We start from the raw sequence: 26,034 nt of genomic DNA on the forward strand, positions 1-26,034 counted from the left end.
TAAGTTAGCATCTGAAAAGTTGTCATATTTGGGGTTGTTTGGGGCTAGTTGGGCTCTGTAATGACAACAAAATGACAGCTTTTTTTTTGTGTGAACTCGTTGTGCGAACTGCATGTTGATTTGCGCCGAAAATTGACCCACTTTCCCCAGTAATTTGCAACTGAATCTGACCCACGTGAAGAGCACAATTCGACCTGTCTCATCGGCAGGAGAACGGAGTGATCAACGTGGCATTACTAGGCATAATTCGACGCTGGCACATTCGTGACCAGATTCCCCTACGGGAGATTTCCAGACGGCTGGGCATCTCACGTAACACCGTCCGGCGCTATTTGCGCTCGGAGACCACAGAGCCTACCTATGCGGAACGCCGTATAGCGAGCGGGCTGGATAAATATTCTGTGCAATTGTCAGGATGGCTCAAGGCCGAGACGAGCAAGCCGCGTAAGCAGCGCCGTAGTTTGAAACAGATCCACGCGGACCTGAAAGAGCTGGGATATGAAGGATCGTACGACCGCGTAGCAGCGTTTGCCAGGCAGTGGAAGGCGGGTCAAACTGAGTGGGTCAATTCATCGAGCAAACGAACAGGCTAAGCCTGAGACGCCCAAAACTAAGGCTGGTCTCCGTAAGGTAAAGCTATTGGAGCCAGCGGTAAACGCGTTGCGTGCGCAAGCGCAATTTACGCGACAGAAGGGCGAGGAGGTGTTTCAAAATCCAAGGACGGGGCAGCGTTGGACGGGTGATCAAGCCATCAGGAAGACCCTGTGGAAGCCCGCGTTGGCGAGCGCTGGCGTCCGGTATCGGAAGCCCTATAGCACTCGCCACACATTCGCTAGTATGATGCTGTCTGCCGGGGAGAATCCAATGTGGGTCGCGAAACAGATGGGGCACGCGGATTGGACGATGATTGTTAGGACTTACGGACGATGGATGCCAGACGCTGATCCAACAGCTGGTGCCAAGGCTCAAGCGCGATTTGCCAGCAGCGTGGCTGACCGAACCTAACCGTCTAAACGATTTCCATAACCATGAAGGCCGCCTAGCGCGGCCTTTTTGCATAGCGCTTAAGATTATTGTCTCTGATTGAAACGACCATCCGGTTACCGTTTCTTTACTGACATGATTATTGCGGCAAGAATCCTGACAGCTTCGTCCATTTGCTCATTGCTGTAGCCTCCTAAACCCAGCACCAGCCCTGAGCGACCATTGCCTTCAGAATACATCGGAGACACGGCACGTACTGCGACTCCAGCCTCCATCGCAGCCGACGCCACCAAGACATCATCGATACCGTGAGCGAGCCATAGCACCATGTGCATGCCTTGATCGCTTGGCTGTAGCCATCCCAAATCCTTAGAAATCAACAGGTCGATCATGCTCGCTAAACTACTTCGTCGATCCGCGTACACGCTTCGAATTCGCCGGATGTGCCGGTCAAGGTGACCTTCGGTGATGAACGCAGCAAGAACGTGCTGGTCAGCGGTTGGCGCATGTCTGTCCATCAGCAGGCGTGCTCCGCAGAAAGCGGGCACGAAGGCATTAGGAACGATGGCGTAGCCAAGTCGAAGCGACGGAAACAGGATTTTGCTGAACGTCCCAAGATAGATGACGCGATCTGGTGCGAGTCCTTGCAGAGAAGGAAATGGATGGCCGGCGTAGCGCAGTTCGCTATCGTAGTCATCCTCGACAATCCACGCGTTACTCTTTCGAGCCCAAGCCAGAAGGGCATTCCTGCGGCCCATGCTCATTGTCATTCCAAGGGGATATTGATGTGAGGGGGTAACAAACGCCGCACACGCATCCTTGGCAATTGCGATGCCTTCTTCGACGTCAATTCCGGCATCGTCAACTGGAATGCGCACCATGCGCTCCGGGTAACCAGAACTTTCTAGCGTTTTTGTTATCCCCCAGTAGGCAGGATCTTCGACCCACGCTCTATCGCCAGCTCCGATCAACACTTGACAGGCAATGTACAGCCCCTGCTGAGTTCCCGCCGTGATGATGACTTGATCGGAATTACACTGCACCGAGCGCGACCTGCGCACGTAATCGGCCACAGCTTCTCGTAGGGGCTTGATGCCTTGCGGATCATCATAGCCTGATGGTGCTCCTGGGCCACGTGCGCGTATGCGGTTGCCAAGCCGTCTCCACGTTTCATCCGGCGCTGCTGGACCAACAGGAACGGAAACGGCAAAGGGTACCGGAGGAAGGGTTCTGAACTGTTCTGAAACTTTGGCAAAGGCTGTCGCCGTAGCGGGCAGCGAAGCAGGCCCGGCTCGTACTGCTGATTCGGCTGTACTATTGCTGGCGACGACCGGAAGGCTTGCCGGGACAGAAGCCACACGGGTGCCAGCCTTGGGTTTTGCATTCAGGAATCCTTCTGCGATGAGCTGTTCGTATGCCTCCACGACGGTGCCGCGCGAGATTTGCAACGATTCAGCCAACTGCCGACTTGAAGGCAAAAGCGCGTTAGGTGCTAGATTGCCTTTGCGTATAGCCTCCCGCAGCAGCCGTGCCAGTTGGCGGCCAAGGTGTCCGCTGGACCGATCTAATCCGCTGAAGGGGGGTAATTCCACAGCTTGGCGACGTCTTACCATACCATTCTGGCCTGAAAAAATGTATCGATTGTGGACCTGTATTCTAGTCCAGAAAAGCATGACACTCTAGGTTGGATGACGCTTACCAAGTACCAAACCAGGAGAACCGATATGTACATTCCACCGCATTTCGAAGAGTCGCGCACTGACGTGTTGCATCAACTTATACGACAGCATTCGTTCGGCATGCTTGTTACGCATGGATGCAGCGGACTGGATGTCAACCACATCCCGTTTGAACTCAGTGCCGGAGAGAGCGAGCTGGGCACCTTGAGCGGCCATGTAGCACGCGCCAACTCGGTGTGGCAAGACGTGTCGAGCGGAGATGAAGTTCTTGTGGTCTTTCGCGTGGCAGACGCCTATGTTTCCCCGAACTGGTATCCCTCAAAGCACGAGTTTCACAAACAGGTCCCTACTTGGAACTACATGGTGGCCCATGCTTACGGTCGCATCAGCATCCGAGACGACGAACGCTTCGTGCGTGGTGTTGTTGCACGGCTTACACGAACGCATGAGGCGTCTCAGCCAACGCCGTGGAAAATGGGTGACAGCTCGAAAGAATTCATAGACACGATGCTCAGAGCAATCGTCGGCATAGAGATTGAGATCACGAGTCTCGTTGGAAAGTCGAAGCTTAGCCAGAACAAGGAAGTCACTGATATACGCAATGCCGGCGAGATGCTAAAGGGACAAGGCGATCTGGTTATTGGCGACGCCATGCTTGCTGGTATAGCCCCCAAGTCGGCATAAAGGCGGAAGTAATAGGCTTCTTGTGGACAACGCTTGCCTTAATTTTCTAGTTACCTCTCACGCGGACTTGCCTTGGACAGCCGTATTGGACTAGGTAGGAGTGTGGCATACATCAGCGGGCCGGCGTTAGCTGGCGCACTAGTCGCCTGGTGGGCATCAACCAAGCATTCGGCGTTGCGGCCTTGCTGTCTATGATGGTCCCGGCATACCCTGAATGACAGCTTTCCGCCAACATTAGAGCGGAGACCCGCATGAATGCTTGTGTTACGCGGGTTCGATTCCCGCCGTCTCCACCACTGGATTAAAAATTAAAGCCCCGCCAGGCGAAAGTCTGGCGGGGCTTTGTTTTGGCCTTCACTATCGACGCGCGGCTTCGGTCAGCGGCCCGTGGTTTCGCTTTGAAGCGGGAAAAAGGCCAGGGTTTGTTAAGCTGGGTCTAACCTTATGGCACGCGTAGCCTTGCTCGGTGCGCCAATGACGCCTGTCTTTTTCTTAGGAGAACCCCATGCCTTTACCTTCCATCTCGCATGTATCACCTCAGGCGCTGACAGGGCTGCAAGAGACCGCGCCCACACCTGCGACGGGGCAGCCGGCAGGCTCCAACCCGACGAAAGAACGCCCGGCCGTCTGCGGTCCGTTGAGCGGACTGGCGCCGTCGGCGGCGAAGCCCCGCGCGTCCGCCCCCGGCGCCGGTCCCCGGCCGTTGGGTATGCCGGCGCAGCGCTTGAAAATCAAGGGGCTGCCACCCGCCCGCGCTGGTGCCGCGTCGGCGCGTAACCTCACGCCATCGGCGACGCCCGCGTCGGAAGGCGCGGCCACACACGCGACGAGAAATCCGGAGGCCACCGATACCCCGGTCAAGCCGGCATCCGAGCACCCAGCCGATGTCAACAGCGCGATCGCCGCCTCCCAGCAAGCGGCCCTCGACACAATGCTGATGCAAAACGCGATGTCGCAGATCCAGAACCAGGTATCGGTCAACCAGGCGCTCAATTCGGTCAGGGAAGAGTTGGGCAAGAGTGTGAAGGCCCTGAGCCAGTAAGGTTTGGCTCCGACGTGAAAGCGTAGCGCCAACCTCAGTTAAAGGCACCCTCGGCCCGCAGCATCGCCACCGCAAGGTCGATGAAAGCCCGCACCTTGGTCGTCGAACGACGGCCCTCGTGGTGCACCACACTCACCGGCACCGGCGCCGACTCGTACTGCGTCAGCACCGTCTTGAGCCGCCCGGCCGCCAGGTGCGGCGCGACCATGTAAGAGATCACACGCGTCATCCCGAAGCCCCGCACCACCGCCGCGATGGCCGCATCGTTGCTGGTACTGACAAGACGCGGACGCACCCGCACGACCAGCGGCTGGCGCTCTGACTCGAAGCGCCAGTCGGGCGAGGCGGTCAGGGCGCTGGCCAGCACGATGTCGTGCCCGCCGAGCTCCTCCGGCGTCAGCGGTATGCCGCGCGCCTCAAGATAATCAGGCGATGCGCACACGACCTGCCGCACCTGGCCCACCCGAACCGCCTGGTAGCTTGAATCGGGCAACTGGCCCAGGCGAACCGCCACGTCTATTCCCTCATCCATCATGTTGACCACGCGGTCGACGAAGCGGCATTCCACCTCGGTTTCCGGATAGCGGCGCAGATACTCGGCCACCACCGGTGTCACATACATGGCGCCGAACAGCACCGACGAGGTGATCACCAGCTTGCCGCGCGGCTCCCCGTGCGTGCCGGCCGCCGCCTGCTCGGAATCGGCCACGTCGGCCAGGATGCGCCGGCAGTCGGAAGCATAGCGCGCGCCCACATCGGTCACGCGCACCATCCGCGTGGTCCGCGTCAACAGGCGCACGCCCATGGTTTCCTCCAGCTCCGTCACCGCCCGCGTCACCACCGGCGGCGAGATCCGCAGCTTGCGCGCGGCCGGCGCGAAGCCGCCTTCATCGACTACGGCCAGGAATATCGACATCGTGTAGAGCCGATCCATATTATTCCACTTTCAGGAATGGTTCATTGCAGTTTGCCGGGATTCTCATTGCCCGACAAAAGATTCAAACTGTAAGCGCTGAATAACACTTCGTCAACCACCCAGGGAGAAATACCATGAGCCGCATCACCATCATCGACAACAGCAACGCCAACCCCGAACAACAAGCCCTGCTCGACACCATTCAAGGCCAACTCGGCATGGTGCCGAACTTCCTCAAAGTCTTCGCCAACTCGCCCGTCGCCCTGCGCGCCTTCCTGGGCCTGTACGGTGTGGCCGGGGCCGGCAGCCTGGACCATCAAACCCGCGAACGCATCGCCCTGGCTCTTGCCCAGCAAAACGGCTGCGAATACTGCGTTTCGGCGCACACCGCCATCGGCCGCAAAAGCGGGCTGACCGGCGACGAAATCAACGCCGCCCGCCACGGCACCAGCGAAGACGCGCAAGCGGCCCTCGCCGTCCAATTCGCCACCAGCCTGATGGAGAAGAAGGGCGATGTGAGCGCCATCGAGATCGCCCAGCTGCGCAGCGCCGGCTTCACCGATGCCGACATCGTGGAAATCATCACCCACGTCGGCATGAACTTCCTCACCAACATCCTCGGCAAGGCCAGCAAAGTGGAGATCGACTTCCCGCAAGTCGACCTGAAACTGGCCGCCTGATCCCCGCACAGAACCCACCTCAAGGAGTATCGCCATGAATTCGTCTTCTTCCGTCTGGACCCGCCTGGCCGTCGCCGCCGGTTTCGTCGCCATCACCGCCGGCGCCAGCGCCGCGCCTGCCGCCTCCACCGCCTCGACCGCCGTGAGCTATCACACGGCCAGCATCGACGGCGTGAAAGTGTTTTACCGCGAAGCCGGCCCGAAAAACGCGCCGACCCTGTTGCTGTTGCACGGTTTCCCGACCTCGTCGCAGATGTTTCGCAACCTGATTCCGAAGCTGGCCGACCGCTACCATGTGATCGCGCCGGACTATCCGGGCTACGGCCAGAGCGACCAGCCGCCGATGGACAAGTTCACCTACAGCTTCGACAACCAAGCCAAGGTGATCGACAAATTAACCAGCCAGCTTGGGCTGGCGAAATACGCGCTCTACGTGCAGGACTACGGCGCGCCGATCGGTTACCGCCTGGCTGCCGCCCACCCGGAAAAGATCACGGCGATCGTGGTGCAAAACGGTAACGCCTACGACGAGGGCCTGGACAACGAGTTTTGGCAGCCGGTCAAGGAGTACTGGAAAGACAAAACCGAAGCCAAGGCCGCCAAACTGCGCCCGCTGCTGGAGATCGGCGGCACCAAATGGCAATACACCGAAGGCTTCCGCAATCCGGACGCCAACGTCAGCCCGGACGCGTGGATGCTGGACCAGGCCTATCTGGACCGTCCCGGTAACAAGGACGTTCAGATAGAAATGTTCTACAGCTACGGCACCAATCCGCCGCGCTATCCCGAGTGGCAAGCGTATTTCCGCAAACACCAGCCGCCGATGCTGATCGTCTGGGGCAAGGGCGACAAGATCTTCCCGGCGGCGGGCGCCACGCCCTACCTGCGCGACCTGCCGAAAGCCGAGCTGCACCTGCTGGACACCGGCCACTTCGCCCTCGAAGAAGAAGGCGACAAGATCGCGAAGCTGATGCGCGACTTCCTCGGTCGCAAAGTAAAACCTTAAATCTAACCTTTATCAGGAGCCGTCATGGGCCGCGCATTTTCCGACATCACCTTTACCCCGAACGTGCGCGCCATGCAGGAACGCATGGGCAGCCGCGAGCAGTACGAGGGCTTCGACGTGATGACCAACCGGGCCGACCGCCTGGGCCGCATGGAGATCGAGTTCATCGCCCAAGCCGACCATTTCTACCAGGCCACGGTGAGCGAGACCGGCTGGCCATACGTGCAGCATCGCGGCGGCCCGGTTGGCTTCCTGAAAGTCCTCGATCCGAAGACCGTCGCCTTCGCCGACTTTCGCGGCAATGTGCAATACCTTAGCGTGGGCAACCTGCAAAAGGACGACCGCATCTCCATCATCGTGATGGATTACGCCAACCAGATGCGCCTGAAGCTTATCGGCCGCGTGCGCCTGGTGGAGGCCGCCGACGATGCGGAGCTGATCGAACGGCTGCGCACGCCCGGCTATGCGGCGCGCATCGAACGCGCTTTCGTGATCACCGTCGAAGGCTACGACTGGAACTGTCCGCAGCACATCACGCCGCGCTTTACCGAAAGCGAAATCAACACCATGACGGCGCCGCTGCACGGGCAAGTCAAGCGCCTCAAGGAGCAACTGGCCGCGAGCGCCGCCCGGCAACCGTTGACCGAATTGGGCGACGGTCCGCTGGCGCTGGTGATCGGCGGTGTGCGCCAGCTGACGCCACGGGTGCGCGCTTATGAACTGAAAAGCGCTGACGGCGGCGGCTTGCCTGCGGTCCAGGCCGGCGCCCACATCGATGTGCCCGTGCTGCTGGCCGATGGCAGCGCCGCCACGCGCAGCTACTCGATCGCCTCCGATCCCGCCCAGCCCGGCGTCTACGAGATCGCCGTGCTGCGCGAAGGGGAAGGCAAGGGTGGCTCGGCCAGCGTGCATGAGGAATACCACCTCGGCATGTTGCTGCGCTGCTCGCTGCCACGCAACGATTTCGCCTTGCCGGCCGACGGCCCGGTGGTGCTGATCGCCGGCGGCATCGGCATCACGCCGGTCAAGGCGATGGCCCACACGCTGCTCGCCGAGCAACGCGACTTCGTGCTGCACTATGCCGTGCGGTCGCGCAGGGAGGCGCCGTTCCTCGACCAGCTCGAACGCGAGTTGGGCCAGCGCTTGGTCGTGTACGCCGCCGACGAAGGCCGGCGCCTGACGCTCGACACGGTCATGGCCGGCGGGGGCGTTGCCATCGCCTGCGGTCCGGCCCGCATGCTCGACGCGGCGACCGAAGCCGGTAAACGCATGGGTGTGCGCGTGCTGATCGAACGCTTCGCCGCCGACGCGGGCGCCGTCAACCGGCCCGTCATCGTGACCTTAAAGCGTAGCCGCAAGGTGATCGAAGTGCCGGCCAGCGCCAGCATTCTCGAGGCGGTGGAAGCGGCCGGCGTCGATGCGCCGTCCTCCTGCCGGATCGGCAACTGCGGCACCTGCCGGGTCAAGGTGCTGGCTGGCACGCCGGAACACCGCGACAACGCGCTCAGCGACGAAGAGCGCGTCGGCCACATGTGCATCTGCGTCTCGCGCGCCAGCGGCGACACGCTCGAACTCGATCTGTAAGGAGCCGATGCGCTGATCGGTTGGATGCAAAAATCCGATCCGATGCATAATCTCCCGTTGAGTATTCTCGGGAGTAAAAATGTACGAACATATGGTGGCAGTCGAGCTGGAGAAGGCGTACCGCTTGCTCAATCACGGTCCGACGGTGCTGGTGTCCGCCACGCACGACGGTGTCGACAACGTCATGGCGGCGGCCTGGTCCTGCGCGCTGGATTTCTCGCCGCCCAAGGTGACGCTGGTGTTGGACAAGGCGACCAGCACGCGCGGTCTGGTGGAGGGCAGCGGCTACTTCGCGCTGCAGGTGCCCAACCTGGGCCAGGTCCAGCTGACCTACGACGTCGGCAATCTCAGTTTGGCCGATGCGCCGGACAAGCTGAAAAAATGCGGGATCGAGTTGTTTCGCGTTGGCGAGCGGGACGTGCCGCTGGTCTCCGGCTGCTCGGCCTGGCTGATCTGCAAGGTGATACCCGAGCCGCACATCCAGCAGACCTACGATTTGTTCATCGGCGAAGTGGTGGCAGCCTGGGCCGACGACCGCGTGTTCCGTAACGGCCACTGGGAATTCGACAAGGCCGATCCGAGCCTGCGCAGCCTGCATTACATCGCCGGCGGGCAGTTCTATGCGATCGGGGAGTCGGCGCTGGCCGACACCGGCAACGCGAGCGATCCGGAGGCATAACCGCCAGGACTCCATGTCGGCAAGGCCTGAAGATTCGCGACCGATGAATTATCGCGGGCTGCGTGGCATATAGCCCGTCAACAGCGCATATTCCCAGTCGAGCCGTCCGCGCGATTTTGCCAGCGCCGCCATCTCCGCGTGCGGATAGGGGACGGCGAAAAGGCTCGAACGCCACTGTCCGTCGATATGCTCCACGATGCCATACCGGGCATCCGGCGATCCGGACTCGACCACATGGGGATACGGATGATCGTCGGCATAGGCCGGCTGGCCCACGCTGCCCGGGTTGACGATCAACTGGCCGCGTGCGCTGCGGACGCTGCGCGGCACATGCGTATGTCCGCAAACAATAAGACCGGCATCGACCCCGCCCAGGCGGGCCTCGATCTCCGCCGCGGTGGCCGCCGCGTCGACGGTTTGCAGCAAGCCGCTCACGTCGCTGGTTGGCGTGCCATGACAGGCCAGCACGTCCGGTGTGATCTGTCTTACCGGCAGCAAGCCCGCAATCCAATTCAGTTCCTGCGATGTCAACTGCGAGTGGGCGTACGTATCGCTGGCGCCCGATCCCGCATGCAGCGTCAAAATCTGACGCTCGTGATTGCCAGCCAGGTGTATCCAATCCTGCGCCATCAAAAACCGCGCCGTCTCCAACGGCAGCAGCGGCCCGGACAAGCTATCGCCGATGTTGACGACGAGATCGGCCCCGCGCCGCTTGATGTCGGCGGCGACGGCTTCAAGCGCCGGCAAATTGCCATGGATATCGGAGACGAGGGCGATGCGCATCACGCAGCCTTTGCAAACGCGTCCAGCACATCGCGGGTATGGACGACGGCCGCGTATTCGCCGTCCAGATTGGACAGGGCCATGGCGTGCACGTCCTCGGCGCTTCGCGGCACGCCCGCGTAGTCGACTTTGGCGAACGCGAAACAAGCATCCGCAACGACATGCGTAGCGAAGCCGAGGTTGCCCGCCGTCCGGGCGCTGGCCTCCACCGAGTTGTTGGTGCTCACGCCGACGATGACCAGTTCGCCGATGCCGCGCACGCGCAGCCACCGCTCCAGCCCGGTGTTGATGAAGGCATCGGGCACATTTTTCTCGATGACATAGGCGTCCGGCGACGGCGCGAAGCGCTCCTGAAACTCCACCCCGGCTTGACCCGGCCAGAACAGCGAGCCTACCGTTCTCGATATGTGGCGGACATGGACAACCGTGGAACCTGCGGCCCGCCACGCGCGCAGCAGGGCCGCGATGTTTTGTTCCGCCTCGGGGTTGTTGCGCGTGCCGGCCGCCGGATCGGCCATGCCTTTTTGCATATCGATAATGATCAGTGCCGCTGTATTTATTTGCATAATGCTGCTCCAGATTGGCGGATAGGTCGATTGTAGCTTGAGCATCGGTATCCAACATCCGGAAAGAGTAGAATTTCAGTTTGCCCCCAACCCGACGATGAAACCCGGATGAACGTCGCCCTTTTTACGAGCACCGCGCCATGATCAAGACCAAGCCGGCCGGCGACTGGATCGTGCGCGCGCCGCCGACGAGGGGCATGGAGCGCATCGAGGCGTTCTTCTCGGGCCACGGCTACGAGCCGCACCGCCACGACACGTATGCGATCGGCCGCACCCTGGCCGGCGTGCAAAGTTTCCACTACCGGGGCGGGCAGCGCCACAGCGTGCCCGGCGCCACCATCGTGCTGCACCCGGACGAGGTGCATGACGGCGAGGCGGGGACCGACGCCGGTTTCCGCTACCGCATGATGTATATCGAACCGGCGCTGATCCAGCAAATCCTCGGCGGCCGGGCGCTGCCGTTCATCCAGCACGGCATCAGCGCCGATCCCCGGCTGTACGCCGCCAGCGAACTGCTTTTACGCAGCCTGGACGCGCCGCTCGACGCGCTCGAGGAGGACGACGCGCTGTTCGACCTGGCCCACGCGCTGGGCGCGGTGTCGGCGCCGCCGCGTTCAAGCCAGCCGTTCGACTACCGCGCCGCCGAGCTGGCGCGCGAGTTCATCCACGGCGCCCTGGAGCATAGCGTCACGTTGGAGGAGCTGGAGCGTCACAGCGGACGCGACCGCTGGAGCCTGTCGCGCGATTTCCGCCTGCTGTTCGGCACCTCGCCGTACCGCTACCTGACCATGCGCCGCCTCGACCTGGTGCGCTCGCTGCTGCTCCAGGGCCAGTCGCTGGTCGGCGCGGCGTTGCTGGCCGGCTTTACCGATCAAAGCCACATGACGCGCCATTTCAGCAAGACCTACGGCTTGTCGCCGGCGCGCTGGCTGAAAATGCGCGCCGGCTGACGCCCGCACAATCGTACAAGAAACGGCGTCCCGTTTTGCGTACGCTGGGCACTCCCCAATCAGCAACAGGACGAATTCACATGAATACCGAGCACACGGCGGCGCACGCCATTCACACCATTAATTTCGCGAAGAAATTCAGTTTGTTTACCGAGCAGTGGGTACCCAAGGTGGTCGCTGAAATGAACGATTACCAATTCAAGATAGTCCGATTGCAGGGCGACTTCATTTGGCATGCCCATGCCTCCACCGATGAAACCTTCATCGTGCTGGACGGGTTGTTGCGCATCGATTTCCGCGACAGCCACGTGCTGGTGTCGCAGGGCGAAATGGTGGTGGTGCCCAAGGGCGTGGAACACAAGCCGTCCGCCGAAGGCGAGGTGAAACTGCTGTTGATCGAGCCGCGCGGCGTGCTCAACACAGGTGAAGAAGAAACCAGCGACCGCACCGCCATCAACGACGTGTGGATCTAGCCGCTGACCCAGCGGCCCGGACATTGCCTTGCCAACTACCCGTGTGTATTATCGATTGGACGTTTCGACGAAACGTGCGTCCAAATCCAACCGGGTAATTACAATGAAAAATAGACTGATAGTATTGTCCGTATTCATGGCAAGCCTGTTCGCAATGACCGCCCACGCCGCGCCCGACTGCGTCGGCGTCAAGGCGCCATTCTTCCAGAAGGCGAAAGACGTTAAATGGGTGTGGAATCCGGCACTGAAGGCCGAGGAAAACATGGTCTGCGGCGACGCCAAGACCCCGGGCAAACCCTTCGTACAAATGCTGAAGTTCCCGCCGAACTATGTGGGCGACCGTCACAACCATCCGATCGACCGCGTGGTGATACTCCAGAGCGGAAAATGGACATCGACCACCTACGACGGTCCCAACGGCGCGGCCGAAGCGCACGTGATGGATAAACCGAACGACTACTATTACGAGTCGGCCAATTACGACCATAGTTTTAAAACCGGCGACAAAGGCGCGATCATTACGGTGTTGGGTTGGGACGGTCCCAACAAGCGCAACGACCCGAACCACCGATAAAAAAGGCCCGATGCGCTAGCACCGGGCCTTTGGTTTTTCGATGCGCTTGAAGCGCCGGGATTATTTTTTCTTGCGGCGGCGGGCGAGCACGCCCATCAGGCCCAGGCCGGCGATCATCATCGCGTAGGTTTCCGCTTCCGGAACCGCCGTCACCGCCTTGCCGGTCGAGAACAAGGTGGCGTTCGACGAGGAGCCGAAGTTGGCGGTGAAGCTGTCCACGCCGGCGCCTTGGCCGGCGTCGAAGCGGTAGAACGCGGTGACGTTGTTCAGTTTGTTACCCAGGACATCGGTCACGTTGCCGTAGTGGATGCTGACGATGGTATCGCCGTAGAGCTGTTGGCCGAAATTAATGGTGTTGCCGGTCAAGCCGGACAGCATCGACGTCGGCGCCACGGCTGCCGTCAGGTGCACGCCCCAAACGCCGAGGTTGTCGTTGATCTCGGTCAGGCTCGGTTTGTTGCCGTTCAGGTTGCCGCTGATGAAGCCGATGCAGCTGGCGCCGGCCACGGAAATGCTGGCGCCGGCGCACGAGGTGGATGGGGCTGGAAGGGTGATCACTGGCGTGGTGCCACCGCCGTTACCTTTGCCGTTGCCATTATTGCCCTTGCCGTTGCCGCCGGCGGCAGCCATGGCGGCGCCTGCGGACATCAGCAGTACAACGGTCGCGGCGGTCGAAAAAGTCTTGAATTTCATGTCAAAGTATCCCAAAAATAGTAAATGATTACGGTGTAGGTTGCGCGCCGGAAACGATTGGTTGGGTTTCTTTGAGCAAGGGTCGTGCGATATACCAAAGCATATCACGCTTAACTGCTTCAAAGATACTTTAATTGCCATGTGACAAAATTCCGTGGCGGGAAATGAACCTGCACCGTGCCCCGTCGCCGGCGCGAATGCGAAATATGCATTTATAAATGCGGAATGATTCGTGGGCGCCGCACTCTATTCAACTTAGGCTTGCATGATCACCAACACGGAGGAGCGATGAAACTGGAAACCTTGGCCGTCCACGGCGGCTACAAACCGGACCCGACCACGCGCGCGGTGGCCGTGCCCATCTATCAAACCGTCGCCTACGCATTCGACGACACCCAGCATGGCGCCGACCTGTTCGACCTGAAGGTGCCCGGCAACATCTACACGCGCATCATGAATCCGACCCAGGACGTGCTCGAGCAGCGTATCGCCGCGCTCGAGGGCGGGGTGGCCGCGCTGGCGCTGGCCTCCGGGCAGGCCGCCGTGACCTACGCGATCCAGACCATCGCCGAGGCTGGCGACAACATCGTCTCGGCCGCCACCTTGTACGGCGGCACCTATAACCTGTTCGCGCACACCCTGCCGCAGTTCGGCATCGACACCCGCTTCGCCGACGCGCGCGACCCGGCCTCGTTCGAGGGCTTGATCGACGAGCGCACCAAGGCGGTGTTCATCGAGTCGATCGGCAATCCGCTGGGCAACATCACCGACATCGAACAGATCGCCGCGATCGCCCACAAGCACGGCGTGCCGCTGATCGTCGACAACACGGTGGCCACGCCGTACCTGCTGCGCCCGTTCGAGCACGGCGCCGACATCGTGATCCACTCGCTGACCAAGTACTTGGGCGGACACGGCAATTCGATCGGCGGCGCCATCGTCGATTCCGGCAAGTTCCCGTGGGCCGAGCACAAGCAGCGCTTCCGGCGGCTCAACGAGCCGGACGTGTCCTACCACGGCGTGGTCTACACCGAGGCGCTGGGGCCGGCCGCCTATATCGGCCGCGCGCGCGTGGTCCCGCTGCGCAACACCGGCGCGGCCATTTCGCCGTTCAACGCGTTCTTGATCTTGCAGGGGATAGAGACCCTGGCGCTGCGCATGGAGCGCATCGTCGACAACGCGCGCGCGGTGGCCGAATTCCTCGGCGGCCACGCCAAGGTCAAATGGGTCAATTACGCCGGGCTGGAGCAGCATCGCGACCATGCGTTGGCGCTCAAGTATCTGGGTGGCAGGCCGTCCGGGGTGCTGACCTTCGGCGTCGAAGGCGGGGTGGAGGGCGGAGCGCGCTTCCAGGACGCGCTGCAATTGTTCACGCGCCTGGTCAACATCGGCGACGCCAAATCGCTGGCCTGCCATCCGGCCTCGACCACGCACCGCCAGCTCAACGGGGAGGAGCTGGCCAAGGCCGGCGTGACGGTGGACACGGTGCGATTGTCGATCGGCATCGAGCACATCGACGATCTGCTGGCCGATCTGGAGCAGGCGCTGGCCGCCGTCTAAGGACCCGGGCCTGGGTTATTTCTTGTCCGGCTTGGCCTTGTCGGGCACGCGCCTGACGATCACCTCGCCGTCGACAACGGTGCAATCGATCACGTGGCTGCGCGAGACCGGCGCGTGTTGGGACAACAGGTCGTGATACGGGCCGGTCTCTTCCAGTTGGAGGTCGATGCGGAAGCTTTCCAGGTGGTTGGCGGCCTGCACCTCTCGCACCCGCTGCTTGCGGACCTCGGCCTCCTTGTCGCTGCGGCCGTGCATCTGCGGCCCCTCGAAATAGCGGATCAGCGCGCACTCGATGATGTCGATGCGGTCCTTGAGCAGCAGGTCGGCCGCGATCGCGTTCTGGTTGACCGGCATGTCGACCGGGTCGCCGTCGTCGGAGATCACTTCGACGTTCATGCGCTGTATCAGCAGCAGCATGTCGTTGTCTTCGTTATGGATCTGGTGGATCTTCTGCACCGCCGCCAGGCGCCCGCGCGCCAGCCGGCCGGCCGCGTCCTTGGTCTGGCCGACGTATTGCACCTTGCTCTGGAAGCGCAGGTCGGTCTCATATTGCTGCAGCACGTCGTGGATCGACAGCGCCTCGATCAGGCCGCCCCAGTTGAGCGTGATGAAGCGGTCGGTCATGATCACGGACGGCTTCTTGAGCGTGGCCGCGAACGGCACCGTCAGCTCGATGGTGATGCTGTCGCGTTTTTCCTCGGCGCCGATGACGATCGGCACCGTCAGCTTGAGGGAGAAGAAACCCCAGCTGGTCTTGCCGTTGACATCGAAGCGCACGCGCGGCCGGTTGACGGCGAAATAGATCAGCCGCTTTTCCATCGTCGCTTCCAGGTCGAACTGGATGCGGCGCAGCTGGCGTCCGACCGGATCGCGGATATCGGGCCGCTCGGGGAAGCCGGCCACCAGGTCGTACCAGTGATATTTTGCGTCGGCGACAGTGACCACCCAGGTTTGCGGCGCCGTGCCGCGCTGGGGCAGCAGCGGCAGCAGGTCGTCCAATGGTTCGGCCGGTGGCGCCAGCAGATCGTGGAATGGCTCCGGCGATTCGGCAAACAGCTCGCCTATGCCCAGTTCTTCGGGGCTGGGATCGGGATAGTCGTCGGCGATTAGGGGCGGGTAATCGCTCGTCATGATGCGCACTCCAGGGTCTCGTTTAATTGGTCTGTTTTTTGGGACTATTATCGACCACAGTATAGTCCTTCCTTGGGATATTGCCACTAGGCAATGCCGGAAGGCGGCTAATTAGTCACACATTCTCACACTCCACGGGCCTGGCGGGCTCGCCGTCCTAGCGTTTGCCGTCCGCCGGCGGCACTGGCATCGCGGCCACCCTGGCCTCGCCGTCGGCGATGAAGCAGCTCAGCAGATGCGCCGGCGCCGGCGCCACCTGGTCCGAGCACAGCTTGTCGTAGTTGCCGGCCTCGGGCAGTTCCAGGTCGATGGTAAATTGCACAAGATTATTCGCCTGCTGCACCTCGGCCAGCCGCTCGCGGCCCAGCTTGCGCTGCTCCTGCGTCAGTCCGCGCGCGCCGCCGTCCTCGAAATGGCGGATCAGCGCCGCCTCGACGATGTCCATGCGTTCGGCCCGCAGCGCCTCGGCCGCGCGCGGATCGGCGTTGCGCGCCAGGTCGGCGGCGTCGCCCTCGTCGCAAATCACGTGCACGCTCATGCTCTGCACCAGCAGCAGGGTGTCGACATCGTCGCCCAGCTGCGCGTGCAGTTTTTGCAGCGCCGGCAACCTGGCCCTGGACAGGCGGGCATCCGGGTCGCGGGTCTGGCCGACGTGGATCACGCGGCAGGGCGCGGCCAGGTGGTTGGGGTAGGTCTGCAGGATGTCGTGGATGGAGAACGCCTCGATCAGGCCGCCCCAGTTGAGGGTGACGAAGGTCGGCGTCAACGTGACGGTCGGCTTTTTCAGCGTGGCGGCGAACGGCACTGTCAGCTCGATGGTCAGGCTGTCTTTAGCCTGCTCGCCGCCGACCAGCAGCGGCAAGGTCAGTTTGAGCGAGAAGAATCCCCATTGCACCGCGACGGCGGTATCGAAGCGTACGCGCGGGCGGGTGACGGCGAAGAACAGATGGTGTTTCTCGGCCACCGCCTCCAGCTCGAACTGCATGCGGCGCTGGTAGCGGCCGACCGGGTCGTGAATGTCCGGGCGCTCGGGGAAGCCGGCGATCAGGTCGTACCAGTGATAGCGGGCGTCGGCCACGGTGACCATCCAGCTTTGCGGCGCGTGGGTGTGCTCCGGCAACTGGTGGGCGTCGAAATCGGCGAACTGTTCGGGGTAGGGCTGCGGGTACGGGGCAGCCTGAGCAGGGATGATCATGATGGCCTGACGAAGAGTGGAGAAGTGTCCGCTGCTCCTGTTTCCATCAAGCGTCGATTGGTTTAATGGAAATAAGTATTTCTACGCAGTAATTCGGAGACTATACCTGTCGGGCGTTTTGAGCAACAAGTTTATTTACACGGTGCGGCGGGCCATGCATGCGCCGCCGATGACGCATGCATGGCGGATTACGCTGCGCTAATCCGCCCTACGTGTTTCAGATTAATCCACATTGCGTGGGTGGCCTTGGTGCCAGGCTCCAACTTGGGCCAGCGCCCATGGCATACCCTGGAGACACGTAGGGCGGATTAGGCGGCACGCCGTAATCCGCCATGCGCCGCCAACGGCCCAACGAGGGTCCGCGACCCCGCCGTCACGCCGCCAACTGCGCCTTGTCGGCCACGGCCGAACGCATCAACGCCAGAAGCTGCTCCGGCGTGTCGAGCACCAGGTCGGCCTGCCAGCCGAGCGGCTCGACCGGGCCGCAATAACCCCAGCCGCAGCCGATGCTCGGCATGCCGGCGGCCTGGCCGGCCTGGATGTCGCGCAGGTCGTCGCCCACATACCAGCACTGCTGCGGCGGCAGACCCAGGCGCGTGGCCGCTTCCAGCAACGGCGCCGGATGCGGCTTGGCATGCGCCGTGGTGTCGCCGGAAATGATGCAGGCAGCGTGTCCGAGCCCGATCTGCGGCAGCAGCGGATCGGTGAAGCGCGCCGGCTTGTTGGTGACGATGCCCCACTGCAGTCCCGCCTCCTCGATGCCGGCCAGCAGTTCGACGATACCGGGGAACAGCGTGCTATGCACCGCCATCGCCGCCTGGTAGTTGTCAAAAAAACCTTCGCGCAGTTCGACAAAGCCGTCGTCGCCCGGTTTCAGGCCGAAGGCGGCGCCGATCATGCCGCGCGCGCCGGCCGAGGCGGTCGGGCGCAACAGCTCATAGGCGGCCGGTTCCAGCCCGCGCACCGTGCGCAGCAGGTTGACGGCGGCGGCCAGGTCGGGCGCGGTGTCGGCCAGGGTGCCGTCCAGGTCGAACAGGATGGCGCGCGGCGCCGGGAGTGCGGTAGTCATAGGCGGGTCGATCAGAGCGGACGGGTGGTGGCAACCAGATAATTGACGCTGGTGTCTTCGTTCAGGGAATAAATCTTGGTCAGCGGATTGTAGCCCATGCCCTTGAAACCCTTCAAATCCAGACCGGCGCTGCGGACGAACTGCGACAGTTCGGACGGCGTGATGAATTTATCGTAGTCGTGGGTGCCGCGCGGCAGCATGCGCAGCACGTATTCGGCGCCGATGATGGCAAACAGATAAGACTTGGGATTGCGGTTCAACGTCGAGAAGAACACATGGCCGCCGGGTTTGACCAGGGTGGCGGCGGCGCGCACGATGGCCGCCGGGTCCGGCACATGCTCAAGCATCTCCATGCAGGTGACCACGTCGAATTGGCCCGGCTCCTGGGCCGCCATCTCCTCGGCCGCGACCAGCTTGTAGCGCACCTGCACGCCGGATTCCAGGCTGTGCAGGTCGGCCACCTTGAGCGCCTTTTCCGACAGGTCGATGCCGGTGACGGTGGCGCCCTTGCGCGCCATCGATTCGCTCAGGATGCCGCCGCCGCAGCCGATGTCGATGACGTTCTTGCCGGCCAGCGGCACGCGCGCGTTGATCCATTCCAGGCGCAGCGGGTTGATTTCGTGCAGCGGGCGGAATTCCGACGTCGGGTCCCACCAGCGATGGGCCAGGTCGGAGAATTTCTGTAGTTCTAATGGATCGGCGTTCATGGGCTTGGTGTTCCGTGGGAAAAGTATTCGCTATTCTAAAGCAGCGGGCATAAAAAAACCCCGCCGGGGCGGGGTTTCTGTGCTGCGAGGGCACCGTAGCGTTAATTCCTTAACGCACGGGCGCCGGCTCGGCGGCGTTATTACTTGCTGGTACCGACGACTTCGATCTCTACGCGACGGTTTTTAGCGCGGCCTTCCGCAGTTTTGTTATCTGCAACTGGCTGCTTCTCGCCTTTGCCTTCGGTGTACACGCGGTTGGCGTCGACGCCTTTGGAGATGATGTAGGCTTTGACGGCTTCAGCGCGACGGATCGACAGCTTCTGGTTGTACTCATCCGAACCGACCGAGTCGGTGTGACCGACGGCGATGATGACTTCCAGGTTGATCGAACCCAGTTTCGAGGTGACGTCGTCCAGCTTGGCTTTGCCTTCTGGCTTCAGCACGGCTTTGTCGAAATCGAAGAACGCGTCAGCGGCGAAGCTCACTTTTTGCGCGGTTGGCACTGGCGCTGGCGCCGGGGCCGGGGTTGGTGCGGTTGGCGCTGGAGCGGCTGGCGGTGGCGGCGGCGGTGCTACGCATTTGCCGTTTTCCAGTTTTTCTGGCTCAACGCACAGTGGCAGGTCGCAACCTGGAACGGCATCGGCCGGGGTCCAGTAGCCGGTGCGCCAGCACAGGCCGAACGGGTCACGGGCGATCACGCCGCGCGAATCCTGAACGTAGGCGCTCTTAGGAGTAGCGGCCTTGATGTCTTGGGTGACTGGAGCGTACGGTGGAGCGGTAGGGGTAGGGGTCTGGGCGATTGCCGAGCCGGCGAAAGCTGCCGACACGGCCAACATCGAAATAAGTTTTTTCATATTTTTCTTCCTTTCGGGGGTGATATCCGCAGAAAAACTGCGCGACGTATATTACGTGGGCCGAATTCTACCACGCAGGGGCGTCACGCCTGTCTCCCGATTGCGAAACGAGCAATTAACTTCTGAACCATTTTGCCACAAGCGATCCGGCGGCGTGAAAAGGCGCCAACATGGCGCCGATTCGCGTCCGACCAAAATGTTGTTTTGTTGCAACGTGATTGTCGATAATAATTGAGTAATGTGTCATCAATATTACATGGTGTTACAACGCGTGAGGCAGCGCACACAAGGCATGGGTGCCGGGCTGGCGGCCAATTTGTGTTAGTTGCGCGGCCCGCATGCTAAAATCGCACGCTTGCCCTTCCAATTAGGATAGGGAGGGCAGGAGTGCAGTAAGTGCGGCATACATTGCTTAAAAGATAACCCACAGTCAAAGATCAGTCGACCCGCCAATGGATCAATTCGCAAAAGAAACAATCCCTATTTCCCTCGAAGAAGAGATGCGCAAGAGCTACCTCGATTACGCGATGAGCGTGATCGTGGGCCGCGCCTTGCCTGACGTGCGCGACGGCTTGAAGCCGGTGCACCGCCGGGTTCTGTTCGCGATGCATGAAATGAACAACGTGTGGAACCGTCCCTACGTCAAGTGCGCCCGCGTGGTCGGCGAGACGATGGGTAAGTACCACCCGCACGGCGACGCCTCGATTTACGACACGCTGGTCCGCATGGCGCAGGACTTCTCGCTGCGCTACATGCTGGTCGACGGCCAGGGTAACTTCGGTTCGGTCGACGGCGACGGCGCGGCGGCGATGCGATACACCGAGTGCCGTCTCGACAAGATTTCCGCCGAGTTGCTGGCCGACATAGACAAGGACACCGTCGACTTCCAGCCCAACTACGACGGCAAGGAAAAAGAGCCGACCGTACTGCCGACCCGCATCCCCAACCTGCTGATCAACGGCTCGTCGGGTATCGCGGTCGGCATGGCGACCAACATCCCGCCGCACAATCTGCACGAGGTGATCGCCGGCGCGCTGCACGTGCTGCGCAATCCGACCTGCACCATCGACGAGCTGATCGAGCTGATCCCGGCGCCGGACTTCCCGACCGGCGGCACCATCTACGGCGTCTCGGGCGTGCGCGACGGTTACCGCACCGGCCGTGGCCGCGTGGTGATGCGCGCCAAGACCCACTATGAAGAGTACGGCAAGGACGGCGGCCGCACGGCCATCATCGTCGACGAGCTGCCGTACCAGGTGAACAAGAAGTCGCTGCTCGAGCGTATCGCCGAGAACGTGCGCGACAAGAAGCTCGAAGGCATCTCCGACATCCGCGACGAGTCCGACAAGTCGGGCATGCGCGTGGTCATCGAGCTGAAACGCGGCGAAGTGCCGGAAGTGGTGCTCAACAACCTGTACAAGCAGACCCAGTTGCAGGACACCTTCGGCATGAACATGGTGGCGCTGGTCGACGGCCAGCCGCGCCTGCTGAACCTGAAAGAGATGCTGCAGTGCTTCCTGTCGCACCGCCGCGAAGTGGTCACGCGCCGCACCGTGTTCGAACTGCGCAAGGCGCGCGAACGCGGCCACGTGCTGGAAGGCCTGGCGGTCGCGCTGGCCAACATCGACGATTTCATCGCCATCATCAAGGCCGCGCCAACACCGCCGGTCGCGAAAACGGGCCTGATGGAACGTTCGTGGGATTCGTCGCTGGTGCGCGAGATGCTGGCCCGTACCGGCGAAGGCGACACCATCGGCGGCATCGACGCCTTCCGTCCGGAGCACCTTCCGAAGCACTACGGCATGCAGGCCGACGGCATGTACAAGCTGTCCGACGACCAGGCGCAGGAAATTCTGCAAATGCGCCTGCAGCGCCTGACCGGACTGGAACAGGACAAGATCGTCAACGAATACAAAGACGTGATGGCCGAAATCGCCGACCTGCTGGACATCCTGGCCAAGCCGGAACGCGTCACCACCATCATCACCGACGAGATGACCCACGTGGTCAACGAATTCGGCGACCGCGCCAAGGATCCGCGCCGCTCCAACATCGAGCACAACGCCACCGATCTGGGCACCGAAGACCTGATCACGCCGCAGGACATGGTGGTGACCCTGTCGCACACCGGTTACATGAAGGCGCAGCCGATCACCGAATACCGCGCGCAAAAGCGCGGTGGACGCGGCAAGCAGGCCATGGCGACCAAAGAGGAAGACTGGATCGACCAGCTGTTCATCGCCAACACGCACGATTACATCCTGTGCTTCTCCAACCGCGGCCGCATGTACTGGCTCAAGGTGTGGGAAGTGCCGCAAGGCTCGCGCAACTCGCGCGGCAAGCCGATCGTCAACATGTTCCCGTTGGCCGACAACGAGAAGATCACCGTCATCCTGCCGCTGTCGGGCGAGAACCGGACCTTCCCCGAAGACCACTACGTCTTCATGTCGACCAGCCTCGGTACCGTGAAGAAGACGCCGCTGAAGGACTTCAGCAATCCACGCAAGGCCGGCATCATCGCGGTCGACCTGGACGAGGGCGACTTCCTGATCGGCGCCGCGCTGACCGACGGCGAGCACGATGTCATGCTGTTCTCCGACTCCGGCAAGGCGGTGCGCTTCGACGAGAACGACGTGCGTCCGATGGGTCGCAACGCCCGTGGCGTGCGCGGTATGAACCTGGACGAGGGCCAGCGCGTGATCGCGCTGCTGGTGGCGGAAAACGAGCAGCAGTCGGTGCTGACGGCGACCGAGAACGGCTTCGGCAAGCGTACCCCGATCATCGAGTACACCCGTCACGGCCGCGGCACCAAGGGCATGATCGCGATCCAGACCTCCGAGCGTAACGGCAAGGTGGTGGCGGCGACCCTGGTCACGCCGACCGACGAGATCATGCTGATCACCACCGGTGGTGTGCTGATCCGCACCCGCGTGGCTGAGATCCGCGAGATGGGCCGCGCCACGCAGGGCGTGACCCTGATCGCGGTGGAGGACGGCACCAAGCTGTCCGGCCTGCAGCGCGTGGTCGAAACCGACATCGACGAAGTCGAGCTGGAACCTGGTCCGGACGGCAAGCCTGTCGACGTGCCGGCGGCGGACGCTCCGGCGGCCGACGACAGCCCGGCGGACGACAATCCGGCGGAATAAGCGCAGCAAACAAAGCCCCGGTCGCAGTTTTGGATCGGGGCCGGCGGGGCCAGGGTTTATTTCGCGGATTAATGCGACAATAAGACTGGCCCCGTTGTCATTCCAAGAGAGAATTCATGAAAAAAATCGTAGCAGCCGTCGTTACCGCCTTCGCCCTGACCGGCGCCGCATCGTCCTACGCGCAGGCTCCGGCCCCGGCGCCAGCCGCCGCCATCGACCCGGCTACCCTGGCCGCCTCGCAAGAGCTGTTCGAGGCGATGAACCACCGCGTCATGATGACCGGGATGATGCGGCAGATGACGCAGGGGATCGCGCAATCGATGCGCGCTGGCGCCGAGGCGGGCATCAACAACAATCCGAAGCTGAACGCCGAGCAGAAAACCAAGGCGCTGGCCAAGATGGAGGCTGAATTGCCGGGTGTCATCAGCGCCATGCAGGACGTGTTGAACGATCCTAAACTGATCGACGAGATTCTGGCCGAGACGGTGCCGATCTACGCGCGCACCTTCAGCGCCGATGAACTGAAGCAGATGACCGCTTTCTACCGCACGCCGGTCGGCGCCAAGATGCTCGCCTCGATGCCGCAGCTGATGGCCCAGGGCATGCAGGTGGGACAGCAGGTGGTGAGCCGCCGCATGGGCCCCGTGATGCAGAAAATGCAGCAAGAAGGCAAACAGTAACCCACAAAGGATCCACAGTGACTCACATCTATAACTTCTCCGCCGGCCCGGCCGTGCTGCCGAAGGAAGTGCTGGCGCAAGCCGCCGCCGAAATGCTGGACTGGCATGGCAGCGGCATGTCGGTGATGGAGATGAGCCACCGCGGACCGGAGTTTATCTCGATTTACAAGGCGGCCGAGCGCGACCTGCGCGAGCTGCTGGCAGTACCGGACAATTACAAGATCTTGTTCATGCAGGGCGGGGGCTTGTCCCAAAACGCCATCATTCCGTTGAATCTGGTCGGCCACAAGCCGCAACCAGCAACCATCGATTTCATCCATACCGGTTCGTGGTCGGGCAAATCCATCAAGGAAGCGGCCAAATACGCCAACGTCAACATCGCCGCCTCGTCGGCCACCGGCGTGCCGCCGCAGTCGGAGTGGAAGCTCACACCCGGCGCGGCCTACGTCCACATGTGCACCAACGAGACCATCGACGGCATCGAGTTCGACTTCGACACCGGCCTGCCGGCGGCGCAACCGGACGTGCTGCTGGTGGCCGACATGTCGTCGCATATTTTGTCCCGCCGGATCGACGTCTCCAAGTACGGCGTCATCTTCGCCGGCGCGCAAAAGAACATCGGCCCGGCCGGCGTCACCATCGTCATCGTGCGCGACGATTTGCTGGGCAAGGCGCTGCCGGTGTGCCCGTCGGCGTTCGACTTCAAGCTGGTCGCCGACAACGACTCGATGTACAACACGCCGCCCACCTACGGCATCTACATCGCCGGCCTGGTGTTCCAGTGGCTGAAGAAGAACGGCGGCGTCGCCGCGATGGAGAAGGTCAACATCGCCAAGGCGGAGCTGCTGTACAAGGCGCTCGACGTCGACGATTTTTACCAGACCAGGGTGGCCACGGAAAGCCGCTCGCGCATGAACATCCCGTTCTATTTGAAGGATGAAAGCCGGAACGAAGCTTTCCTGGCCGGCGCCAAGGCGCGCGGCCTGCTGCAGCTCAAGGGCCACAAGTCCGTCGGCGGCATGCGCGCATCGATCTACAACGCGATGCCTATCGAGGGCGTACAGGCGCTCGTGGATTACTTGAATGAGTTCGCGGGCCGGGGATCACGTAGGGCGGATTAGCGAAGCGTAATCGGCCATGCATGCGCCGCCATCGGCTCACACATGGCCGATTACGGCGTTCCGCCTCTTAAGCCCTACCGGCAGGTAGGGCGTTCCTTCGATGGGCCCCGGGGCGGATTAGCGGGCGAGGCCCGCTAATCCGCCCTACGATTCCGAAGACGATAGCTGAAAAATTGACGATACCATGACAGATAAACTTACCCCTTTACGCGAGCAGATAGACGCCATCGACGCGCAAATCCTCGACCTGCTGAACCGCCGCGCCAAGGTGGCGCAGGAAGTCGGCCATGTCAAAGCCGAAACCAACGCCCCGGTGTTCCGCCCCGAGCGCGAAGCGCAGGTGCTGCGCGGCGTGGCCGACCGCAATCCCGGCCCGATGGGCAACACGGAAATGCAAACCATCTTCCGCGAGATCATGTCGGCCTGCCGCTCGCTGGAAAAACGCGTCACCGTCGCCTTCCTCGGCCCGGCCGGCACCTACAGCGAACAAGCGGTCTACCAGCAGTTCGGCACCGCCGTCGACGTGCTGGCCTGCTCGTCGATCGACGAGGTGTTCCGCGCCACCGAAGCCGGCACCGCCGAATTCGGCGTGGTCCCGGTCGAGAATTCGACCGAGGGCGCCATCGGCCGCACGCTCGATCTGCTGCTGCATACGCCGCTGACGATCAGTGGCGAAGTGGCCATCGCCGTGCGTCACAGCCTGCTGACCGGCACCGGCAACATGGACGGCGTCACCGCCATCTGCGCCCATGCGCAGGCGCTGGCCCAGTGCCAGATCTGGTTGAACAATAACTACCCGGACGTCGAACGCCGCGCCGTCTCGTCCAACGCCGAAGCGGCCCGCATGGCGCGCGACGACCACTCGATCGCCGCCATCGCCGGCGAGCGCGCCGGCGTGCGCTACAGCCTCGGCACCGTCAAGGCCAACATCCAGGACGATCCGCACAACCGCACGCGCTTCGCCGTCATCGGCCATCTGCAAACCGGCCCGTCGGGCAAGGACCGCACCTCGATGGCGCTGGCCGCGCCGCACCGCGCCGGTTCGGTGTATCGCCTGCTTGGATCGCTGGCGCAGAACAACGTGTCGATGACCCGCTTCGAATCTCGCCCGGCCCGCAACGGCAACTGGGAATACTATTTCTACGTCGACGTCGAAGGCCACATCCAGAACGAATCCGTGGCCAAGGCGCTGGACGAGCTGCAGAGCAACGCCGCTTTCTTCAAGGTACTGGGATCGTATCCCGTAAGCCTGACTTAATCCAAAACATAGAACAGAGA

At 62.1% G+C, this 26,034-nt stretch carries 26 protein-coding genes; 16 read left to right on the top strand and 10 right to left on the bottom strand.

Features of this window, described 5'->3' with window-relative positions:
* Nucleotides 1-218 precede the first annotated feature (218 nt).
* Both AC07P1_RS13560 and AC07P1_RS13565 read left to right on the top strand, forming a co-directional pair.
* Entirely contained in the window at nucleotides 219-593 is a 375-nt protein-coding gene (locus AC07P1_RS13560; protein WP_494696295.1) for a winged helix-turn-helix transcriptional regulator, read from the top strand.
* Nucleotides 529-1,005, top strand: coding sequence for a tyrosine-type recombinase/integrase (locus tag AC07P1_RS13565; RefSeq protein WP_494696296.1), 477 nt, complete (start codon nucleotides 529-531; stop codon nucleotides 1,003-1,005). Before AC07P1_RS13560 ends, AC07P1_RS13565 begins: the two co-directional genes overlap by 65 nt.
* Nucleotides 1,006-1,100: 95 nt before the next feature.
* On the opposite strand, the gene pdxR is transcribed toward AC07P1_RS13565, so the two are convergent.
* A complete protein-coding gene (gene pdxR, locus AC07P1_RS13570) occupies nucleotides 1,101-2,597 on the bottom strand; it encodes a MocR-like pyridoxine biosynthesis transcription factor PdxR (protein ID WP_494696467.1) in 1,497 nt (498 codons plus the stop codon).
* 111 nt (nucleotides 2,598-2,708) lie between these two features.
* Between pdxR and AC07P1_RS13575 the strand changes: the two genes are divergently transcribed.
* Both AC07P1_RS13575 and AC07P1_RS13580 read left to right on the top strand, forming a co-directional pair.
* Nucleotides 2,709-3,347 carry an FMN-binding negative transcriptional regulator gene (locus AC07P1_RS13575; protein ID WP_494696297.1) on the top strand — a complete coding sequence of 213 codons (639 nt, stop codon included), beginning with the start codon at nucleotides 2,709-2,711 and terminating at the stop codon, nucleotides 3,345-3,347.
* A gap of 505 nt (nucleotides 3,348-3,852) precedes the next feature.
* Nucleotides 3,853-4,389, top strand: coding sequence for a hypothetical protein (locus tag AC07P1_RS13580; protein WP_494696298.1), 537 nt, complete (start codon nucleotides 3,853-3,855; stop codon nucleotides 4,387-4,389).
* Nucleotides 4,390-4,423: 34 nt separating this feature from the next.
* Here AC07P1_RS13580 and AC07P1_RS13585 read toward each other — a convergent pair whose 3' ends face one another.
* Nucleotides 4,424-5,323, bottom strand: coding sequence for a LysR family transcriptional regulator (locus AC07P1_RS13585; RefSeq protein WP_494696299.1), 900 nt, complete (start codon nucleotides 5,321-5,323; stop codon nucleotides 4,424-4,426).
* A 116-nt stretch (nucleotides 5,324-5,439) separates the two neighbouring features.
* Here AC07P1_RS13585 and AC07P1_RS13590 point away from each other — a divergent pair, with 116 nt between their 5' ends.
* The 4 genes from AC07P1_RS13590 to AC07P1_RS13605 all read left to right on the top strand — a co-directional run bounded on the left by AC07P1_RS13590 (nucleotide 5,440) and on the right by AC07P1_RS13605 (nucleotide 9,254).
* Nucleotides 5,440-5,985, top strand: coding sequence for a carboxymuconolactone decarboxylase family protein (locus AC07P1_RS13590; RefSeq protein ID WP_494696300.1), 546 nt, complete (start codon nucleotides 5,440-5,442; stop codon nucleotides 5,983-5,985).
* A gap of 34 nt (nucleotides 5,986-6,019) precedes the next feature.
* Nucleotides 6,020-6,991 (top strand): alpha/beta fold hydrolase, encoded by a 972-nt coding sequence (locus AC07P1_RS13595; protein WP_494696301.1) that lies wholly within the window; start codon nucleotides 6,020-6,022, stop codon nucleotides 6,989-6,991.
* A gap of 24 nt (nucleotides 6,992-7,015) precedes the next feature.
* On the top strand, nucleotides 7,016-8,575 hold the full coding sequence (locus tag AC07P1_RS13600) for a 2Fe-2S iron-sulfur cluster-binding protein (RefSeq protein WP_494696302.1): 1,560 nt from the start codon (nucleotides 7,016-7,018) through the stop codon (nucleotides 8,573-8,575).
* Nucleotides 8,576-8,654: 79 nt separating this feature from the next.
* Nucleotides 8,655-9,254, top strand: a complete 600-nt coding sequence (locus tag AC07P1_RS13605; RefSeq protein WP_494696303.1) for a flavin reductase family protein — start codon at nucleotides 8,655-8,657, stop codon at nucleotides 9,252-9,254.
* Between the two features lie 48 nt (nucleotides 9,255-9,302).
* On the opposite strand, the gene AC07P1_RS13610 is transcribed toward AC07P1_RS13605, so the two are convergent.
* The gene (locus AC07P1_RS13610; protein WP_494696304.1) at nucleotides 9,303-10,037 is read right to left on the bottom strand and encodes a metallophosphoesterase family protein; all 735 of its coding nucleotides are present in this window, start codon (nucleotides 10,035-10,037) and stop codon (nucleotides 9,303-9,305) included.
* Nucleotides 10,037-10,603: a cysteine hydrolase family protein gene (locus AC07P1_RS13615; RefSeq protein WP_494696468.1), complete on the bottom strand. Its 567-nt coding sequence runs from the start codon at nucleotides 10,601-10,603 to the stop codon at nucleotides 10,037-10,039. The genes AC07P1_RS13610 and AC07P1_RS13615 overlap by 1 nt, the downstream gene beginning before the upstream one ends.
* A gap of 140 nt (nucleotides 10,604-10,743) precedes the next feature.
* Between AC07P1_RS13615 and AC07P1_RS13620 the strand changes: the two genes are divergently transcribed.
* The 3 genes from AC07P1_RS13620 (at nucleotide 10,744) to AC07P1_RS13630 (ending at nucleotide 12,600) form a co-directional block, all read left to right on the top strand.
* Nucleotides 10,744-11,553, top strand: a complete 810-nt coding sequence (locus tag AC07P1_RS13620; protein ID WP_494696305.1) for an AraC family transcriptional regulator — start codon at nucleotides 10,744-10,746, stop codon at nucleotides 11,551-11,553.
* An 80-nt stretch (nucleotides 11,554-11,633) separates the two neighbouring features.
* Complete coding sequence (locus AC07P1_RS13625; protein ID WP_494696306.1) at nucleotides 11,634-12,026, top strand: cupin domain-containing protein; 393 nt, start codon at nucleotides 11,634-11,636, stop codon at nucleotides 12,024-12,026.
* 103 nt (nucleotides 12,027-12,129) lie between these two features.
* Entirely contained in the window at nucleotides 12,130-12,600 is a 471-nt protein-coding gene (locus tag AC07P1_RS13630; protein ID WP_494696307.1) for a cupin domain-containing protein, read from the top strand.
* Nucleotides 12,601-12,660: 60 nt separating this feature from the next.
* On the opposite strand, the gene AC07P1_RS13635 is transcribed toward AC07P1_RS13630, so the two are convergent.
* Nucleotides 12,661-13,293, bottom strand: a complete 633-nt coding sequence (locus tag AC07P1_RS13635; protein WP_494696308.1) for a PEP-CTERM sorting domain-containing protein — start codon at nucleotides 13,291-13,293, stop codon at nucleotides 12,661-12,663.
* A gap of 288 nt (nucleotides 13,294-13,581) precedes the next feature.
* On the opposite strand from AC07P1_RS13635, the gene AC07P1_RS13640 reads away from it, so the two are divergent.
* On the top strand, nucleotides 13,582-14,853 hold the full coding sequence (locus AC07P1_RS13640; RefSeq protein ID WP_494696309.1) for an O-acetylhomoserine aminocarboxypropyltransferase/cysteine synthase family protein: 1,272 nt from the start codon (nucleotides 13,582-13,584) through the stop codon (nucleotides 14,851-14,853).
* A 15-nt stretch (nucleotides 14,854-14,868) separates the two neighbouring features.
* Here AC07P1_RS13640 and AC07P1_RS13645 read toward each other — a convergent pair whose 3' ends face one another.
* From AC07P1_RS13645 to ompA, 5 genes are all read right to left on the bottom strand, one after another.
* Entirely contained in the window at nucleotides 14,869-15,984 is a 1,116-nt protein-coding gene (locus AC07P1_RS13645; protein WP_494696310.1) for a hypothetical protein, read from the bottom strand.
* Nucleotides 15,985-16,141: 157 nt separating this feature from the next.
* Nucleotides 16,142-17,179, bottom strand: coding sequence for a hypothetical protein (locus tag AC07P1_RS13650; RefSeq protein ID WP_494696311.1), 1,038 nt, complete (start codon nucleotides 17,177-17,179; stop codon nucleotides 16,142-16,144).
* A gap of 373 nt (nucleotides 17,180-17,552) precedes the next feature.
* The gene (locus AC07P1_RS13655) at nucleotides 17,553-18,248 is read right to left on the bottom strand and encodes an HAD family hydrolase (protein WP_494696312.1); all 696 of its coding nucleotides are present in this window, start codon (nucleotides 18,246-18,248) and stop codon (nucleotides 17,553-17,555) included.
* Between the two features lie 11 nt (nucleotides 18,249-18,259).
* Nucleotides 18,260-18,955, bottom strand: coding sequence for a bifunctional 2-polyprenyl-6-hydroxyphenol methylase/3-demethylubiquinol 3-O-methyltransferase UbiG (ubiG, locus tag AC07P1_RS13660; RefSeq protein WP_090315605.1), 696 nt, complete (start codon nucleotides 18,953-18,955; stop codon nucleotides 18,260-18,262).
* A 140-nt stretch (nucleotides 18,956-19,095) separates the two neighbouring features.
* The gene (ompA, locus tag AC07P1_RS13665) at nucleotides 19,096-19,809 is read right to left on the bottom strand and encodes an outer membrane protein OmpA (RefSeq protein WP_494696313.1); all 714 of its coding nucleotides are present in this window, start codon (nucleotides 19,807-19,809) and stop codon (nucleotides 19,096-19,098) included.
* A 452-nt stretch (nucleotides 19,810-20,261) separates the two neighbouring features.
* Here ompA and gyrA point away from each other — a divergent pair, with 452 nt between their 5' ends.
* From gyrA to pheA, 4 genes are all read left to right on the top strand, one after another.
* Entirely contained in the window at nucleotides 20,262-22,955 is a 2,694-nt protein-coding gene (gene gyrA / locus AC07P1_RS13670) for a DNA gyrase subunit A (RefSeq protein ID WP_494696314.1), read from the top strand.
* A gap of 116 nt (nucleotides 22,956-23,071) precedes the next feature.
* Nucleotides 23,072-23,635: a DUF2059 domain-containing protein gene (locus tag AC07P1_RS13675; protein ID WP_494696315.1), complete on the top strand. Its 564-nt coding sequence runs from the start codon at nucleotides 23,072-23,074 to the stop codon at nucleotides 23,633-23,635.
* A 17-nt stretch (nucleotides 23,636-23,652) separates the two neighbouring features.
* Nucleotides 23,653-24,756, top strand: a complete 1,104-nt coding sequence (gene serC, locus AC07P1_RS13680) for a 3-phosphoserine/phosphohydroxythreonine transaminase (RefSeq protein WP_494696316.1) — start codon at nucleotides 23,653-23,655, stop codon at nucleotides 24,754-24,756.
* Between the two features lie 184 nt (nucleotides 24,757-24,940).
* Entirely contained in the window at nucleotides 24,941-26,014 is a 1,074-nt protein-coding gene (pheA, locus tag AC07P1_RS13685) for a prephenate dehydratase (RefSeq protein ID WP_471704736.1), read from the top strand.
* Nucleotides 26,015-26,034 lie beyond the last annotated feature (20 nt).

The organism is Duganella sp. GW821-FHT07F09 (assembly GCF_059418705.1).